Origin of the sequence: Photorhabdus namnaonensis (assembly GCF_001684335.1) — a bacterium.
Lineage (GTDB): Bacteria > Pseudomonadota > Gammaproteobacteria > Enterobacterales > Enterobacteriaceae > Photorhabdus > Photorhabdus namnaonensis.
In genome coordinates, this window is sequence record NZ_LOIC01000083.1 from 1 (window position 1) to 16,217 (window position 16,217).

Below are 16,217 nucleotides of genomic sequence, written 5' to 3' on the forward strand. Positions count from 1 at the left end.
ATCCTTGCCTATAGTGACGCCGGATAGATTTAAGCAAGCCCAAAATTCATCAAAATGAGTGTTGCAAAAACGAGGGTGACCATAGATTCTTATTAGATGATATTAAGTTGCTCTTCTTCCTATAATCGTTGAAATTTCTTTGGGATTTTGTCTCATACACCGTAAAAACTCTGCTTGAATAAATTGTAGTGCAATAATGAGGTCAGAACTTCCATGAGTTCGTGTCGTAAATATTATCGCTAAACAAACCAAATTATAGGAAATGGGGTTTGTTCGTCACTTTTAATGAAATGTTTTCAATATCTTAATGAATAAGTGTATGCACATGACTTAATTGCCTGTGTTTTATCTCGTCGTAGTTGAGTTCAATCTTTCAATGTTTTCAATAGATTTTAAAATTTAGTCGAGAGGAAGGTTTCAGAGTGAATCAGTAGGATAAATCTTATCGGCATGCTGATTAACCGGTTATTTTTGATATCGGTTTTGAGTACTTTATGACGTAGCCTTTTCTTAATTGGTATGAGTTGCCGAGAAATTACATGCCTGTTTGTACTTAAGTTAACAACGTAGTTCATATTAACCTTGAGCCAGTATCGAATGATTAAACCTTAATTTCGTCTGGACATTTCTCCTAAGCTGACTTAATGTCTCTACTTCTGATTTTGATAGGTTTGGCAATTTTCAAGTTCTTAGTCACTGTTGAGACTTGGTTCTTGCTGATTGTGGTGGCTCATTGTCTTTCAATCATTCGGTAATAAATCCTCCTGATTAATAAAAAAACATTTCTTATATTTCCGCTTTAAAGGATGAGATTTTACGATGCATTGAATAAATGGGGGTTACGGTTTCACTATCAGACTAAGTTTAAAAAAATGTATCCTTATAGTGTATAAGTATGTCATAACATTGCGTTTATTATCCTAAACTTGACTAATTCTATATTGTTTTGAAATATGAAGAAAAAACGCCCTATTTTACAAGATGTTGCTGATCGTGTTGGTGTAACTAAAATGACGGTAAGCCGTTTCTTACGTAATCCTGATCAAGTTTCTGAACAATTGCGAGAAAAAATAGCGGATGCTTTAGATGAGTTAGGTTATATACCCAATAAAGTGCCGGATATTCTTTCTAATTCTACTAGTCATGCTATTGGTATTTTATTGCCTTCTTTGACTAACCAAGTTTTTGCGGAGGTTATCCGTGGTGTCGAATATGTGACGGATAGTTATGGTTATCAAACTATGTTGGCTCACTATGGATATCGTTCAGAAAAGGAAGAAGAGCGTTTGATTTCTTTACTTTCCTATAATATCGATGGTTTGATTCTTTCAGAACGCACTCACACTCCACGAACTTTAAAAATGTTGGAAACTGCGGGTATCCCTGTCGTTGAGTTGATGGATTGTGTTTCTCCTTGTTTTGATACGGCGGTCGGTATTGACAACTTTGAAGCTGCTCGGCAAATGACAATGGCAATGATTGAGCGTGGTTGTCAGCGGGTGATTTATCTTGGTGCGAGGCAAGATGAAAGGACAATTATTCGTCTGGAGGGTTATGAAGCTGCAATGGAAAGTGCGGGGTTAAGACCAGGTAAGATAATGACTCCAGACAGCTCTTCTTACACATTAGGGGGGCAGTTACTAAATGAAGCACGAGCAAAATATCCTGATGTTGATGGTCTATTTTGTACTAACGATGATCTCGCTATCGGAGCAATTTTCGAGTGCCAACGTCAAGGGATAGTTGTACCACATGATATTGCGATAGCTGGCTTTCATGGTCATGATGTTGGTCAGGCGATGACACCAAAACTTGCCAGTGTATTAACGTCTCGTGATTTAATGGGGAGGAGGGCAGCCGAATTATTAATGGCTCGGCTGAGGGATGAACATTTACCGCAAAAAATGATTGATATCGGTTTTCAGTTATCTTTAGGAGAGAGTATCTAAATCGGTCTGCTGGATTTGCATTTTCTTGAACTTATTTGTGATAAATATCACATTTATATTTCCTGAATATTCCGTATTTTTGCTAATTTCATCTCTACTTCTGATAATGTTACCGATAACAGTTACCGGTAACATTTTGTAGATAAAAGATCTACGCTAAGGAGTTTATATGAGTGATACCCAGCATTCGAATCATGCTTTTGTGCTTATGGGGGTATCCGGTAGTGGTAAATCTGTTGTTGCCAGTGCTGTAGCCTGTAAATTGGATTCTGCTTTTTTAGATGGTGATTTTTTACACCCAAGATCTAACATTAGTAAGATGGCTAGAGGCTATGCACTGAATGATGAAGATCGTGAGCCTTGGTTGAAATCACTGAACCATGCAATTTTTGCTATGCAACGTACAAACTCGGTTTCCTTAATTGTTTGTTCTGCTTTAAAAAAACATTACCGGGATATACTGCGTGATAATAATAAGAATCTGTCATTTCTTTATATGAAAGGCGACTTTGATTTAATTGAAAGTCGATTGAAGGCACGTAAAGATCATTTTTTTAAACCTCAAATGTTGGTATCTCAGTTTGAGGCATTAGAAGAGCCAGAGAGTGATGAACAGGATGTTTATCTGGTTGACATTAGATCATCTCTTGATGAAGTGATAAATCACTCGATAAGAATAATTAATAGTGTCATTTCAGGGGAAAAATAATGAATACTTTAACCTTAGTGCTGACAGCGGTGGGTTCTGTTCTCTTACTATTGTTTCTGGTGATGAAAGCCAGAATACACGCTTTTGTTGCGTTAATACTGGTTTCTATGGGGGCGGGTGTTTTTTCTGGTATGCCACTGGATAAAATTGCTGAAACAATGCAGGAAGGAATGGGAGGAACGTTAGGTTTCTTAGCTATTGTTGTCGCATTAGGGGCAATGTTTGGTAAAGTTCTGCATGAAACAGGCGCACTGGATCAGATTGCGGTTAAATTACTAAATAGTTTTGGTGAAAAGAATGCTCATTATTCACTGGGGATCGCTGGCCTGGTTTGTGCTTTGCCGTTGTTCTTTGATGTAGCGATTGTTTTATTGATTGGTGTGGCATTTGCAGTAGCGCGTCGTACTGGCGGTAATGTAGTCAAGCTGGTTATTCCTTTGTTTGCCGGTGTTGCAGCCGCCGCAGCGTTTTTGTTACCTGGTCCAGTACCGATGTTGTTGGCTTCACAAATGAATGCTGACTTTGGTTGGATGATCTTGATTGGTATCAGTGCCGCGATTCCTGGGATGTTACTGGCGGGGCCAATCTTCGGTAGTTTTATCAGTAAGTATGTCACTCTGGATTTACCCAACGATATAAGTGAGCCAAGTCTTGGTCAAGGTAAGATGCCATCTTGTGGTTTGAGTTTGTCACTGGTTCTGTTCCCTTTGGCTTTGGTTGGATTAAAGGCTATTGGTGAGAATTTTGTTGAACAGGGTTCTGAGTTGTATCAGTGGTTTGCATTTATCGGTCATCCATTTTCTGCGATTTTGGTTGCTTGTTTGATTGCTATTTATGGTTTAGCAATTCGCCGTGGGATGAGTAAAGAAAAAGTAATGGATATTTGCTCTTCGGCTATTCAACCGGCTGGAATTATTTTATTAGTGACTGGGGCTGGTGGTGTATTCAAACAAGTATTAGTGGATTCGGGTGTTGGTCCTGCTTTGGGAAATGCATTGATTGGTGCGGGCTTGCCTATTGCATTAGCGTGTTTTATCCTTGCTGGAACAGTACGTATTATTCAAGGTTCTGCAACTGTTGCTTGTTTGACAACTGTTGGTCTGATTTTGCCAGTTGTTGATCTTCTGGGATATTCTGGCGCCCAGCTTGCGGCTCTTTCAATTTGTATTGCGGGTGGTTCTTTGGTATTGAGCCATGTCAATGACTCAGGCTTTTGGTTATTTGGTAAATTTACTGGTGCAACAGAATCTCAGACACTGAAAACTTGGTCAATTATGGAAACTATTCTTGGAACAACAGGTGCCGTTGTTGGAATGGTTTTCTTTACTATGTTGTAATTTGTATGAATTCAAGGATTGTATTAGACTCATGCTGCCTTCCTTAGAAGGCGGCAAGATAAGTAAACTATCTGAAAATATTGGCGACATTAAAATAGTGTTCTTGCTAGCGGGTGACGGTAGCACCAGCGATCTTTATAGGTGAGAGAAGGTCTACCAATAGAATAGCGCATCGTTTTTTGATTCTGCTGACAGAGCGCTGAAGCATTTTGAATATTTAACCACATTAGAATACTGCCAACACTGAGATTGGAATATTCAGGATCGAGTCCGCCGTCTACTGCATCAAATGAAATCCACTGGGGACTGTCTGCTTTTATGACTAAATCGTAGGCAACTGGGGCACCATTGATAGTTAATACATTTCCATATAGATGTTGTTTGAGGTCGGTATATAATTCAGTTAATTTTTCTTTCTCTTCTTCATTGTGTGTTTTATATGTCCAGCGTTTTTCGTACAGTGTGGTGTAAATATCGATGAACTCTTGGCAGGTAAAATCGTTAATTTGATGTATTTCTCCACCAGAACGCTTAAATTTGTTAATTTCATTACTTCGATTTCTTTTTGTTTTATAAGAAAATTTTTCTTTAGCAAGACAGACTGTTCGTTTGTTTAACCGACCATAACAAACGTTGATAAAATTTTCTTTGTGCAGGAGCGATATGGTTTTAGATTTCCCTGGAATGATGGTTTTTAGATGTTTGGCGATAGGAAAGATAATTTCATCATAGGTGAAGAAGTGGTAATCTTTTTGGTGACTTGCTGCCAGATGATGATCTTTACATGTAAAGTATGCCCCTTCGATAACGTTTTCTATTTGTGGATTTTCTTTGACGTAAAAGATAAAACTATTGCCAAATTTTTCATTTAAAAAACGTACAATATTTGGATGAGTGGATATTCCACCCCCATAGAGAGAATACGCTTGTTGGTAACGTTCGAAACTACACTCTTTCCAGCCGGAGATGAGCCTTTTTATAGAGCTGAGAGGATACTTGTTTGGAAAAATCATATTTTAAATACTCTTTTTAAAGCTATGTTTTACACATGGTATAAACTTATTTTTCAACGCATTAAATACAACAAAAAAGTTAGTTTGTCTTTATTAAATGGGTTTTTTGTGAGCTCATACATATTGTAAATCTAAGATTATAAGTTTAATTTTTCTGCACTAAAAACAAGATAAGTATTTAGTACTATTCCCAATCAAGCTTTATTGTTGCTTATTGATCGAGAATATTGATTAATTGTTGATATAAAGCTTCAGCACTGCGTTCATAACCCGCGGCTGAAAGATGAACATAATCAGGACGAGCAAGATCTTGTTGCGCCCAGCTCTTAATTGAGCATTTTCCACCCATATATTCACGCCAGTTCCAGAATAGTGTGTGCTGATCTTGAGCGACTTTTTGTTGAATATGGATGATATTATCCAACATTGTTGGTTGTTGTGTTGTACAACTTGTAAGTTGATTGTTTTTCAAAGAATCACCCGGCCCAATAATAAGGATAACTGCTTGTGGTAGCTGATTACGAATCTGCTTTATCTTCGTTTCCAGTTGCTGGCGATAGTTTGGTAAATCAAGCGAATGATTAAACGCCTCATTTGTGCCATAAGCGAGGATTACCATATCAGGATGCATTTGAACTAATGTATCAATCCATTGTGGCTGCCACTTATCCATCATATTAATAGTTGCACCATTAATACCCAAGGCAGATAACATAATACCTGGTTGTGTGCGTTTGATAAACCAGCCGCCTAATTTTAACTGATTATTTTGTATCGCCATAATATTAACTGGGAATGTAACTGATTCTTCAGTAGAAAACTGCCAGTCACCGTGGGTTGCCGGTAATTTCACTATTCGTTTGGTTGTAGATTGAACCAGAATCTGAGCATCACCCGATGCTTGATATAACGTCTTGAGTTGATAGAGATAATGGGATGGCGCAAACAGCTTTAGAATTAATTGACTTATTTGGGTGTTGGGTTCTGCAATTGCACCGCCAAGAGGAAAATCAGGCCGATTATCTTTGCGGCTGGTAGTGAGTTTCCATTGCTGTGTATTACTGGTCATACTGACCATAGCGTTACGTTGGCCAGGTACATTAATTGGGCTAACAAAACCAATCCCTGCATCGCCAAAACGTTGTTGCAATAAAGAGCGAAGCTTGCCGGTAAAAAAATCAGCAGCGGTATGGGAATCGCCTATCTGAATGAAATGCAGTTGATTATGACGACTGTTATGCAGTTTATTCGCCAGTAAGGCTAAATTTGGTTCACCGAAATCTATTAGCTGTTGATTTTCTTTTGCCGGTTGTTGTGTTGGCAATGGTCCTGGTTTTTGTTTATGGCACGATATTAAACTTAAAGAGAGTGCGATGACCAAACTAATGCCAGCAGATTGGTGTCGCCGACGGAGTTGTTTAACTATTTTCATTTTGCTTGGTTCCATTTTGTTTGGCTGGTTCCTGAATAAATTTAATCAATGAAAATATGTTGTCTGAGATAGTTTGCTGGCCTTTCAAGCTAAAGTGTATGCCATCACCACTTCTGAGTTTAATTTTATTACTATTATCGCCAATATAATCGGAATAATCATTTGCATGGTATTTAAAAATATCATTAACAGAAACGTAGATTTCCCCAGCTTTCGTGACTTCCGATCGATACAGGGATCTCAGATATTCCATGCTGGTGGAAAGTTTTTTCTGTCGCATATTGGGAGGACCAACCCAGATAATATCAGCACCGTGGCTACGTGTTTCGGTAAGTATCATGTCGATACGTTGGCGATAGAGGTTTTCCCAATCGGGGCTGGCGAATTTCAGGTAGATGTTTCCATGTTTTGGTGGCATATCCCAGGGATCATTTGGCCCCAAAAAAATAACAACTAACTTGATATCGCGGTTGGCTTCCAGTGTTTTGTTGATAGTTTCCGGCCAGTTAAAAAAATTGGGGTAAGCGAGTCCAGTACTTTGTTTGCTGAGATTAATACTTGAAATACTGTAATCCCGGTAGAGTCGACGTTTCAGATGGGGAGCGATACCCTGCATCATTGAATCTCCGGCAAACAGCACTTTATCTTTGGCAGCCAGTGTCACGTTGGTTTTACCGATAACCGCACTGGGGGAAATATTATTCCTTAAATCATGAGGTATTGGTGAATTAACAGGATGAGTATGGGAAGATTTCTGTAATAACTCAGGAAAAGTTGCAGGCAGATTTGTAACAGGAGAGGGATAACCACTCAGGAGCTTGAGTCCAATCTGAAAATCCGCAGGCAGTGTGATATCAGCTTCCTGGGAAGCTTGCTGGTGATTGCCACTATTATTGCCGGTAGTATGTAATATGAAAGCTTCCCCCGCAGCGAGTACGCCTTGTTCCAGGTTATCACCGAAATCCCAGAGCGGATGACCTTGTAAAGTAGCCCAAAGGCTTTGCTGATGGTATTCTTGTTGCCAGAATCTATCCAGTGAACGATGATTTAGCCAGACTAACAGTAGGCTAGTTAATATTACGGTAAATGTGACTTGCCCTACTGTCTTTAAATTAGATTTGAATTCAGAAATTGGCATAAATGAATCCTGGTATTCCTTGTGGTGAGAGCATAAATACTAAAGTCAAAATAATTGCTAATGGTATTGGATAATATATCCATGAAATATTAGAATGCATTTTCTCAACCATTATTTTTAGATTAATCAGCCACGGGTAGATAATAAAGAGTCCCCAGAACATCAATAACAACCCACTGTTGGCTATTATTGAGTTAAATAAACCTGATGATATCAATTGATTTAATAATATTAGTGAATCATCGAGAGTAGGACAGCGGAAGAAAACCCATGCCAGACAGACAAAGTGGAAAGTGATGATTCTTGATAAAAATGAGCTGACTGGGCTTCGGGAAATATTTTGATTTTTTTTGTCTATTGGGGGAAATAACTGGTATTTGACATTGAGGATTATTAATCCCAATCCATGAATAGCTCCCCAGATAATGAAGTTAATTCCGGCTCCATGCCATAATCCAGAGATTACCATAGCGACAAACAAATTAAGATTTTTACGTATAAATCCTTTCTTATTACCACCTAAAGGAATATAGACATAATCACGAATAAATTCAGACAAACTGATATGCCAACGGCGCCAGAAAGCTTGTAAGTTTTCAGCCAGATAAGGGGAATTAAAGTTTTCAGGTACCCTGAAACCAAGGAGTAGCGCTAATCCAGTAACAAGGTTGGTATAACCAGAAAAATTAAAATAGATATGCCATGCATAGGCATAGATACCAACCAGTATTTGCCCCGTATTGTAGCTGGCAGGATCATCAAAAACTGGATTGACATAATTTTCAGATAAATAAGAGCTGAATAAGAATAGCTTAATTATCGCCAGTGCAATCAGTAATATGGATCTTGATGGTTCAATGATTACTCTTGATGAAATCTGGATTTGAGGCAGGAAATTTTTAGCTCGGTTGATTGGTCCGGCAACAATACTTGGAAAAAAGCATAGGTATAAGGCGACATCAGGAAATGATGCTTTGGGCATCTCTTTTCTTGCGACAGCAACGACATAGCTGACGGAATGAAATGCATAGAAAGATAAACCCAGAGGGACGAGTAATGTCAGTACAGGTAAATCTACGGACAAGCCAAATTCGGCAAACGCTTGTTGGAGACTTTCCTGAAAGAAAGAGTAATATTTGAATAGCGTAAAACATCCCAGAATACCTATCGTCAGGATAGTAAACGTGATGCGATTGGATAAAAATTTGCTGGCTATGTTTGTTAAAAGATAGATAAATAGCGTGTAGCCAAATAGGATGCCGGTGAAAAGCGGGTTAAAGGAAAAGACAAACAGATAACTTGCGATTATCAGCAGATAGTTTTGTGCTTTAGTGTTTTTTTGTAGCATCCAATACAAGAGAAAGAAAGCAACAAAGGAACCAAGAAACTCAAAAGAAAAGAAATTCATATTAAACTCTGGTCAATCATTTTATTTCAATATAGGTTAATATTGGGTGATATTATAGTATTTAATCTAAACATTCTATCAATGAAAAGAACAAACCGATGGACATAAGAAAATCATCCGTTCCATAGTGGGTTATGGTAACGGATGATATTGGTACTTAGCACAAGATATTCAAATAGAAGATATTCATGCTAATGACTTATTTAGGCCCTTAGTCATGGTCGTTTTTGGCTAACTTCTGCGCTTGAGTAATAAGTCCTTTATTGCTGTTAAATACTTTATGCAGATAATTGTTGTAAGTTGAACCCAATTGTGAATACCCTTCAAGATTATCAATCAATTTGCTGGTATTTAGTGATTCTTGAAGGCTTCTCTGCTTGGCGCGTGAAACACGCAATGATTCATAAGCGTTATGAGTATTCATATTTTTCATATAGGCTTCGACAGAATCATTGATGGTTGAGTAGGAGAAATAACCTTTTATTTTACCTTGGGTTTTCTTACAGTTGTTACCGCAACGCATACCGAACAAGTTGTTATTCTGTTGTGCAAGCTTAGATGTTCCCCAGCCAGATTCTGTTGCGGCCTGAGTGGCAACAAAATGGGTTGGGATAATATCAACACGACTTAGTAGCTTGTTCCAATTAACTTTTTTAGGCGAGCTGCTACAGCTCACGTTGTAGTTTTTACAAATTTGTTGCAGGCGCTTGAGATCCTGTATGGACCAATGCTTGGCATTTTGGTGCTCCAATAGCCATTTCCGTTCCTGCATAATTTGTTGATTGTGTTGATCAATCACAGGGACAACAACATTTAAAAACGCTTTCTTACGTAGGGTGCCCGAAGGGTATTTTCGCAAATCTGGCAAACTGTTTTGCATGTCATTGTGAGAATACTCTATGCTTTTAGCAGTGCTGGTTGAGGCATGACTAAAAGCGGAAAACAATAGTGAGATAAAGAAAGCGAAGATGGCAGTTGTCCTCATCGTTTGAGAGGGCATTGCTTTTCCTCGTTTGCTCTGAATAAAAAACAAGCTGATGTTAGCAAAATAAATCCAGCATAGCCAGAGTTATTGGTGATTCATAAATATATTTTCTGTAATGAAAGTTATTGCTTTGCTCGTTTTTTCTGTAATTTTTTATTAATTTATATATGTTTATGTGCTGTTTACGTGAGAAATATTGCCTGTCCAGGTTGAGTTATTTATCAGATATAATCATGATTTTTGAGTTAGTTTTGTGCCTGTAAGTAGTTTTCTCGAAAGAAAAGTGATTTGTAAACCAGCTAGTGTAATATCGAAAGTGATTGAACTTAGTTTTATATAGTACTGTTAATTATAGTACAGCCAATCGTAAGAACACTGCGGCGAGTAGTAAACTGATTGATATTAATATTGCCGTTATAAGAATAATTATCATTTTCATAAAAAGGTGACCAGTTACCAATATGGTCTTTTTCCTCTGTAAGTTAAAATTAAGTCGTCTCTGTCAGGCTTGAGCTAATTTTCTAATGTATCCATTGTCATTGGTGCGATGCAGGATATTCGATATGGTTCTAAATGTTAAGTTAAAATAAGTAACAATGTGTTACAAATATTTACTTCAGGTGATATAGTAAAAGTATAATAATGAAGATGCGTATAAGGATAAAAAAATTTTAATAATTTATTTGTTGATAATTATAAATATTTATCTTTATATTTTTATATTAAAGGTGGTTTGGGGGAATGAAATTCGTGTTTTTATTATGTTGGGTTAAATTGTTCATTACGTTTTTGCATTGCGTGAAATTATATTGACATCTAAGGTTTTTATTTTTACTCTGTCTTATGTTGTTGATTTTTAATTGATTATTTTTATTTTCAATCAATGTTATTGGGTGTTTTTATATATTGTATCTTTCTGTTTTTATGATTTTTCTTTATCGTATTTTTCTTGATATATATTTTTATTTTTGACTGGTTGTTGTTTCTGTTTATTTTTTAATAAGGCTGGAATATATTGTTTTTGATATTGTTTTTTTAATTTTATTGATGAGTGTAAGTATGTTTTTTTCTATTTTTTGTAGAGTTACACTATTTTATTAAGAAATTAGTTAAGTGTGCGTGATTACTTAATGTTAGGATTATCATTATGTTACGTTAATTCAGGGGAGATTATAAATGTAAATGAATTTTTCTACAGAAACACTTTATTACAAATTATTACTTATTGAAACATAAATTTTTAATTCGGATAGGGAAAATAAGAGACATCTCCTTTGCCTCTTGGTTAATTTTCCTCTTGATTAATTGTATTCAAAGTTCAGCACAGAAGTTGCTTTCAGGTCCCCTGCTATGATGTTTTGCGGATCATAAACGTGGTAGTAAGCATTAAGGTCGATAGAAAAGTTTTTATCGATGACATTGCCGGAGTTTTTACTGAATAGCAGTGTCGCGCCACGGGATGAGGATGGCGAGGCACTGAAAGTTATCGGCGATGAATCACTTGTCTGAGAGACACGGATACCAACACCTTTAGCGGCACCGGCTTTGCTATCAATTAAGGTTTGATTGTCATTTGGCAGCAGATTGTTACTGCTTAGGTAAGCTTTAACTGAGCGTGAAGTTTTACCGTTTTGGAGATATTTGCATTCAAAGTTCAGGGTAAAAGGGGTTTCGCCTTTATCTGTTCCGTTAAGCAATCTAATGCGATTGACTTTTGGCAGATTCACTGTTAACCCAGCATTTAAGAAGTGACAAGTTGTATCTCTGTGATTAAAAATCATCGTAACGGGCTGGTAATAGATATCTTCAGAATGCGTCGGCCACTCCCAGGTAAGAATAAAGGTCAGGAAATCGGTAGCGAAACGGAGAATGGCATCAAGGAGTCCTAAATTGGTGGTATCCATTGCAATTACAGCAGTTTTTAATGTTGCAGAATTACCGGAAAAGACGTGAATATTACTACCACCGGGTCTGCCGCCCAGTAGCTTTACATTAAGCGTAAATTGAGCTTGCAATTTGCCGGCAGGGTATGTGTCGTTACTGTTTCCCAGATTAATACTGTTGCCAGGAGAAAGATTCGTGACAGTTACTTCGGCATAATCTTTGCCGCCATTGAATCCTAAAACAACTTTGTTTTTGGTAAAAGGCGAGCCGTTAGCAACAGAGTTTTGTTTCCATAATGAATTTCTTGTACATGTAAAATAGCCAGCATATTGGGTATTGAGTATCCAGGCGGCATTACTGTTTAGGGTGAGATGATCTGTCATATCAACCGTGATTGCCGGTGCCGTTATTGCATGTTTAGGTTGGCAGTCTGCATAGGCTATGTTGCTGCTTAGACTGATTATGGCCGCCAGATACAATGGTTTAAGTTTCATTATTTTTCTCCCTTAACGGCAAATATTGGCGGTTGAGCCCATTTCAGGCTGTGGATCGTTTATTGTGCAACTCTTTTCGCCTAGCTGACCGATGCGGATATAAATTTGTTGTGGTAATTTTTCTGCTCGCAGGAAAACCATACTGCCCTGACCAACGTATCCTAAGCTGTTACCTTCTGAATCGACAATTTCAGTACCGAAAGGTAAAGGTTTACCATCAGCCTGAGCGGCATAGAAAACAAACGTTTTCCTCTGGTCTGTTTTAAATCCGATATGGGTAATCGCACCGGAATATGGCGCAACATCTCTGATATTACCGATAAGTTCAGCGGCATCTTCTGACACTTCACTGGTATCTAGCATGATGGCGTTTTTTCGGTAAGGAGAGAGGTAAGGTATCAGCAACTTACCGCTATTGTTTGTCATCATGCTTTTATCGCCATTCACTGAAGCGTTTGCTGTGCCTGGCGCGTCAATGATGGCGAAAGTTTCTCCAACCTGATTAGCAGCCAGAATTCCATTTTGATAAGCAACCAAACTGCCGATTGCGCCAAGCCCCATTTGGCGATACTCCTTGGATTGGCTATAAGAACTGCTCAATGTGGAAACGGATGTTTTATAGGTTAAATTTGCACTGGTTGTTGTCGAACCGCTTTTCTGATCTGAAATGTTGAAGTGGTAATTCAAACGGTTGTTTGGGCCTGCGCTGCCGCTTAACCCTAAGTTACTGTTGTTATAATGGCTTTCATTAATTGAGACATTATTGGTCAGATAGGCTGGGTAGCCAAACAACTCGAAAGGAATGGATAGCATCAGATAGTAGCGCTGTTCCTCTTTACTCTCTGTTTCATTGATATTGTATCGGACACGGCTCGCTGTCAGGGAATAATTGACTTTACCCAGACTATTGGAATATCCCATTTGATATTCCCTACTTTTATTCTGGGTTCCCCAGTAATCACGGAATGTTCCCGAAAGAAAAAGTGAACCTGCACCACTACCAAGATTCTGGTTCAAATTGATATTAAAGGTATTTTTTTGATGAGAATAGTATTGTTGGTTATAGCCGTTGCTTATCCAGTCATGTAGATCAATCGCATCGATTAGGGTGAGATAATTTTTAGTCGAATAACGATAAGCCGCCAGCGAAAAATTTGTTTTTGTTTGTGGAATATAGCGACTATAAGCCAATTTGTAGCTTTGACCTTTCATGGTTGGGTTATTATCAAATTTGGCGCTGGATTGTGAAACATCAATTGAGACAGCGCCAATGGGTAGATTAAAGCCACTACCTAACAGTAGCGAATAATAATCTTTACTGATAATGGTGCCTGTATAACCGGTCAGGACATTATTAAAACCATATTGATAGCTGGCTTGAAAAAAGTTTGGTTTATAACGACTGTTAGCAATATGTGTTTTACCTGCACTGATATCATATTTGCCAAGACCTTCTTTCATCATATTAGGAACGGATGAAAAGGGGACGGTAAAACTATTAGCACGTCCGTCTGCTTCCGTCACTTCAACTAGCAAATCACCACCTGAACCTGTTGGTAAAATAGTATCAATGGCAAACGGCCCCGGTGGAACATTACCTTGATAAATAACAACATTATTTTGGGTGATTTTTACCAGAGCGTTAGTCTGCGCAACTCCCCTGACGATAGGGGAAAATCCTTGCCAGGCATCGGGGTACATGCGCATATCTGTTTTCAGATTGATACCTCGAAAGCGGAAAGAGTCGAATAAATCGCTGGATGTATAGCTATCACCAATGCGAAGTTCTGAATTAATTGATGAAATTCCCCGTTGCAGATAACGGGTATTATTACTCCATTTACCACCATTTGAACGTGTGTAGTGATAAGAGGATTGATCACGTAATTGCCAGCTAAATAGATTCAAACCGCTATTAAGCGACACGTAAACATTATCTTCATTTTCACGGTCGCGGTTTTGTTTATTCCTACTTTGAGTATGGTAATAGTTGGTATTATAGGACAGCATAGCGCCGGGGATACCTCTGTCCCAGAATGCAGGATCGATATAGCCTTTGAGTTCGTTTTTGACATACGCTTGCGGGACCACCAGATGTAGACTGAGTTTAGGAACATCGAGATTAGCGGTTCCTTCATGTATTATTTTAGTAAGAAGAATTTCATCTTTGGATAAATTTGATTCTGATAATTGGTTTTTATCAATTTTTATACCTAACCTAGGAAGATCTTCATTAAATAAGTAAATGTCTTTACCATTGTTCTGGATATTAATATCAAATCTTCCTTTCCAGTCATTATTCAGATATATATCAATATCATAACGGCCGGCAGGCAGCTCTGAAGAGGAATAGAATCGGGATAAATCTGCTTTTGCAGATTCACCGGCTAGAAAATCAGTATTAAATGTTGCGGCATAGCATAAACAACCTGTATACAGCAAGGTACCTATTATCAAGGCTAATTGACTAACTTTTTGTCTTATCATGTTCTATGCTATGCCAGTAATATCACTATTGAAGTGGTAAAGTTAATTTATTTATAGCACCAAAATCGTCAACAATAGCCAGAGTTAATTTGTCTCCAACTTTTACTTTTTCGTTGCTACTGAATGAATGAGAAGAGAACGGTTTTATAATTGTTCCTTCATTGAGTAAGTTAGGTTGAGTGTCAGAAGATTTAAGACCGACGATATTCATGAAATAGGGTGATGAATTCTCCAATTTTAGTTGGCTACCCTCACGTTTTAATCCAACATGTTGTTGGATTTGTTTCGGTAAGATAGAAAGTTTATCAGGCCGGTAGAAAAATTTGATCCGGGTACGAATAGCAATCTGCATAACGTTTTTGTCACCAATATTTTCTGCGACGGGGGGAATATCCATAACATTTAAATAAAACAGCGATTCACGATCAGTCGGTAGATTGCTGTTGATGTGCTTAATTCTTAATTGCTGCCCGTTATTGCCATCAATTTTGACGACTGGAGGGGTGAGTAAAAAGGGGACTTTAGCTGTTTCAGGTGTTGAATTAGGATCACCATCATCTATCCAGGATTGTACCAGTGAGGGTTGATCCCCTGCATTTAATAATTGAACTGATACCTCTTTATTACTGGATGGGTAAATAACACGTGTTGTGTTAATAACGATGTTGGCATGAGCAGATAAAGTCGTCATCCCTAATAATATAGTTAAAAATAATTTCTTCATAACGTTATTTTTGCCAAATTAAATAAGCCTATTTATTTAAATAGGCTTTATTTATTGTAGTAAATAATTATAGATAAGTAACGTGATAAGTAACCATTGTTACTACTTTACCTGGATCTGCATCGGCAGTACCTACTTTATAGTATTTCGCATAGAAATCTACAATTTCAGGTGTTGCCGTAGAGCCTTTGATTCCTGTATCAAACGCTTTATTTAGCATAATAGGAGCGTGTTCTTCGTTGTGTTTAACAATAGCGATACCTACGTTTTTTGGCTTGCCGTTTGCGTTGAGTTCTTGGTTAACCAAGTATTTACCATCGTTAGCAATGGTATTTGATGATGTGAACTGGATTTTTAACATAGAGGTTGCTGGGTCAAAACCAACAGCTTTGGATTGGCAGTTAGAAAATTCCAGTGAAAATGCTTTCTTACCAGAATCAATTAAGCCTTCTTTTTGTCCGGCTTGAGTGACTGAGATAGGTTCCAATATAATTGACAGGTTGGCCGAAGCGCCACCATTAATAGTACAAGTAGCATCAGTGACTGCACCCGAGAAGTGTAGTGTACCGCCAGCAGCATTATCGGCTGCGACAGCGGAACCTGTGGCAAAAATAAGAGCGGCGGTGGTTGATAACGCTAGTTTATTCATTTTTCCTC

The 16,217-nt window shown here is 37.9% G+C and carries 12 protein-coding genes; 3 read left to right on the forward strand and 9 right to left on the reverse strand.

From position 1 onward, the window contains the following. Nucleotides 1-953: 953 nt before the first annotated feature. From gntR to gntU, 3 genes are all read left to right on the forward strand, one after another. On the forward strand, nt 954-1,949 hold the full coding sequence (gntR, locus tag Phpb_RS18105) for a gluconate operon transcriptional repressor GntR (protein WP_065391574.1): 996 nt from the start codon (nt 954-956) through the stop codon (nt 1,947-1,949). A gap of 169 nt (nt 1,950-2,118) precedes the next feature. Beyond that, entirely contained in the window at nt 2,119-2,658 is a 540-nt protein-coding gene (gene gntK, locus Phpb_RS18110) for a gluconokinase (protein ID WP_065391575.1), read from the forward strand. Next, nucleotides 2,658-3,995 (forward strand): gluconate transporter, encoded by a 1,338-nt coding sequence (gene gntU, locus Phpb_RS18115; protein WP_065391576.1) that lies wholly within the window; start codon nt 2,658-2,660, stop codon nt 3,993-3,995. The genes gntK and gntU overlap by 1 nt, the downstream gene beginning before the upstream one ends. 89 nt (nt 3,996-4,084) lie before the next feature. Here the strand turns inward: gntU and Phpb_RS18120 are convergent, their stop codons facing one another. The 9 genes from Phpb_RS18120 to Phpb_RS18160 all read right to left on the reverse strand — a co-directional run bounded on the left by Phpb_RS18120 (nt 4,085) and on the right by Phpb_RS18160 (nt 16,209). Beyond that, entirely contained in the window at nt 4,085-5,008 is a 924-nt protein-coding gene (locus Phpb_RS18120; protein WP_065391577.1) for a GNAT family N-acetyltransferase, read from the reverse strand. Nucleotides 5,009-5,219: 211 nt separating this feature from the next. After that, nucleotides 5,220-6,440 carry an SGNH/GDSL hydrolase family protein gene (locus Phpb_RS18125; protein ID WP_065391578.1) on the reverse strand — a complete coding sequence of 407 codons (1,221 nt, stop codon included), beginning with the start codon at nt 6,438-6,440 and terminating at the stop codon, nt 5,220-5,222. Then, complete coding sequence (locus Phpb_RS18130) at nt 6,427-7,578, reverse strand: SGNH/GDSL hydrolase family protein (RefSeq protein WP_065391579.1); 1,152 nt, start codon at nt 7,576-7,578, stop codon at nt 6,427-6,429. Before Phpb_RS18130 ends, Phpb_RS18125 begins: the two co-directional genes overlap by 14 nt. Beyond that, nucleotides 7,565-8,986, reverse strand: coding sequence for an MBOAT family O-acyltransferase (locus tag Phpb_RS18135; RefSeq protein WP_065391580.1), 1,422 nt, complete (start codon nt 8,984-8,986; stop codon nt 7,565-7,567). Before Phpb_RS18135 ends, Phpb_RS18130 begins: the two co-directional genes overlap by 14 nt. A 211-nt stretch (nt 8,987-9,197) precedes the next feature. Further along, a complete protein-coding gene (locus Phpb_RS18140; RefSeq protein ID WP_065391581.1) occupies nt 9,198-9,986 on the reverse strand; it encodes a protein bax in 789 nt (262 codons plus the stop codon). Nucleotides 9,987-11,272: 1,286 nt separating this feature from the next. Continuing rightward, the gene (locus tag Phpb_RS18145; protein WP_065391582.1) at nt 11,273-12,349 is read right to left on the reverse strand and encodes a fimbrial protein; all 1,077 of its coding nucleotides are present in this window, start codon (nt 12,347-12,349) and stop codon (nt 11,273-11,275) included. A gap of 12 nt (nt 12,350-12,361) precedes the next feature. Further along, entirely contained in the window at nt 12,362-14,836 is a 2,475-nt protein-coding gene (locus tag Phpb_RS18150) for a fimbria/pilus outer membrane usher protein (protein WP_065391583.1), read from the reverse strand. 25 nt (nt 14,837-14,861) lie between these two features. Then, on the reverse strand, nt 14,862-15,560 hold the full coding sequence (locus tag Phpb_RS18155; RefSeq protein WP_065391584.1) for a fimbrial biogenesis chaperone: 699 nt from the start codon (nt 15,558-15,560) through the stop codon (nt 14,862-14,864). Between the two features lie 67 nt (nt 15,561-15,627). Continuing rightward, nucleotides 15,628-16,209, reverse strand: coding sequence for a fimbrial protein (locus Phpb_RS18160; protein WP_065391585.1), 582 nt, complete (start codon nt 16,207-16,209; stop codon nt 15,628-15,630). Between the last annotated feature and the right edge of the window lie 8 nt (nt 16,210-16,217).

Bases quoted from the DNA above. Each gene is read 5' to 3' on its own strand.
- Phpb_RS18145 (WP_065391582.1), bottom strand. From the start codon at position 12,349: ATGAAACTTAAACCATTGTATCTGGCGGCCATAATCAGTCTAAGCAGC.
- Phpb_RS18160 (WP_065391585.1), bottom strand. From the start codon at position 16,209: ATGAATAAACTAGCGTTATCAACCACCGCCGCTCTTATTTTTGCCACA.
- gntR (WP_065391574.1), top strand. From the start codon at position 954: ATGAAGAAAAAACGCCCTATTTTACAAGATGTTGCTGATCGTGTTGGT.
- Phpb_RS18150 (WP_065391583.1), bottom strand. From the start codon at position 14,836: ATGATAAGACAAAAAGTTAGTCAATTAGCCTTGATAATAGGTACCTTG.
- gntU (WP_065391576.1), top strand. From the start codon at position 2,658: ATGAATACTTTAACCTTAGTGCTGACAGCGGTGGGTTCTGTTCTCTTA.
- Phpb_RS18155 (WP_065391584.1), bottom strand. From the start codon at position 15,560: ATGAAGAAATTATTTTTAACTATATTATTAGGGATGACGACTTTATCT.
- Phpb_RS18130 (WP_065391579.1), bottom strand. From the start codon at position 7,578: ATGCCAATTTCTGAATTCAAATCTAATTTAAAGACAGTAGGGCAAGTC.
- Phpb_RS18125 (WP_065391578.1), bottom strand. From the start codon at position 6,440: ATGAAAATAGTTAAACAACTCCGTCGGCGACACCAATCTGCTGGCATT.
- Phpb_RS18135 (WP_065391580.1), bottom strand. From the start codon at position 8,986: ATGAATTTCTTTTCTTTTGAGTTTCTTGGTTCCTTTGTTGCTTTCTTT.
- gntK (WP_065391575.1), top strand. From the start codon at position 2,119: ATGAGTGATACCCAGCATTCGAATCATGCTTTTGTGCTTATGGGGGTA.
- Phpb_RS18140 (WP_065391581.1), bottom strand. From the start codon at position 9,986: ATGCCCTCTCAAACGATGAGGACAACTGCCATCTTCGCTTTCTTTATC.
- Phpb_RS18120 (WP_065391577.1), bottom strand. From the start codon at position 5,008: ATGATTTTTCCAAACAAGTATCCTCTCAGCTCTATAAAAAGGCTCATC.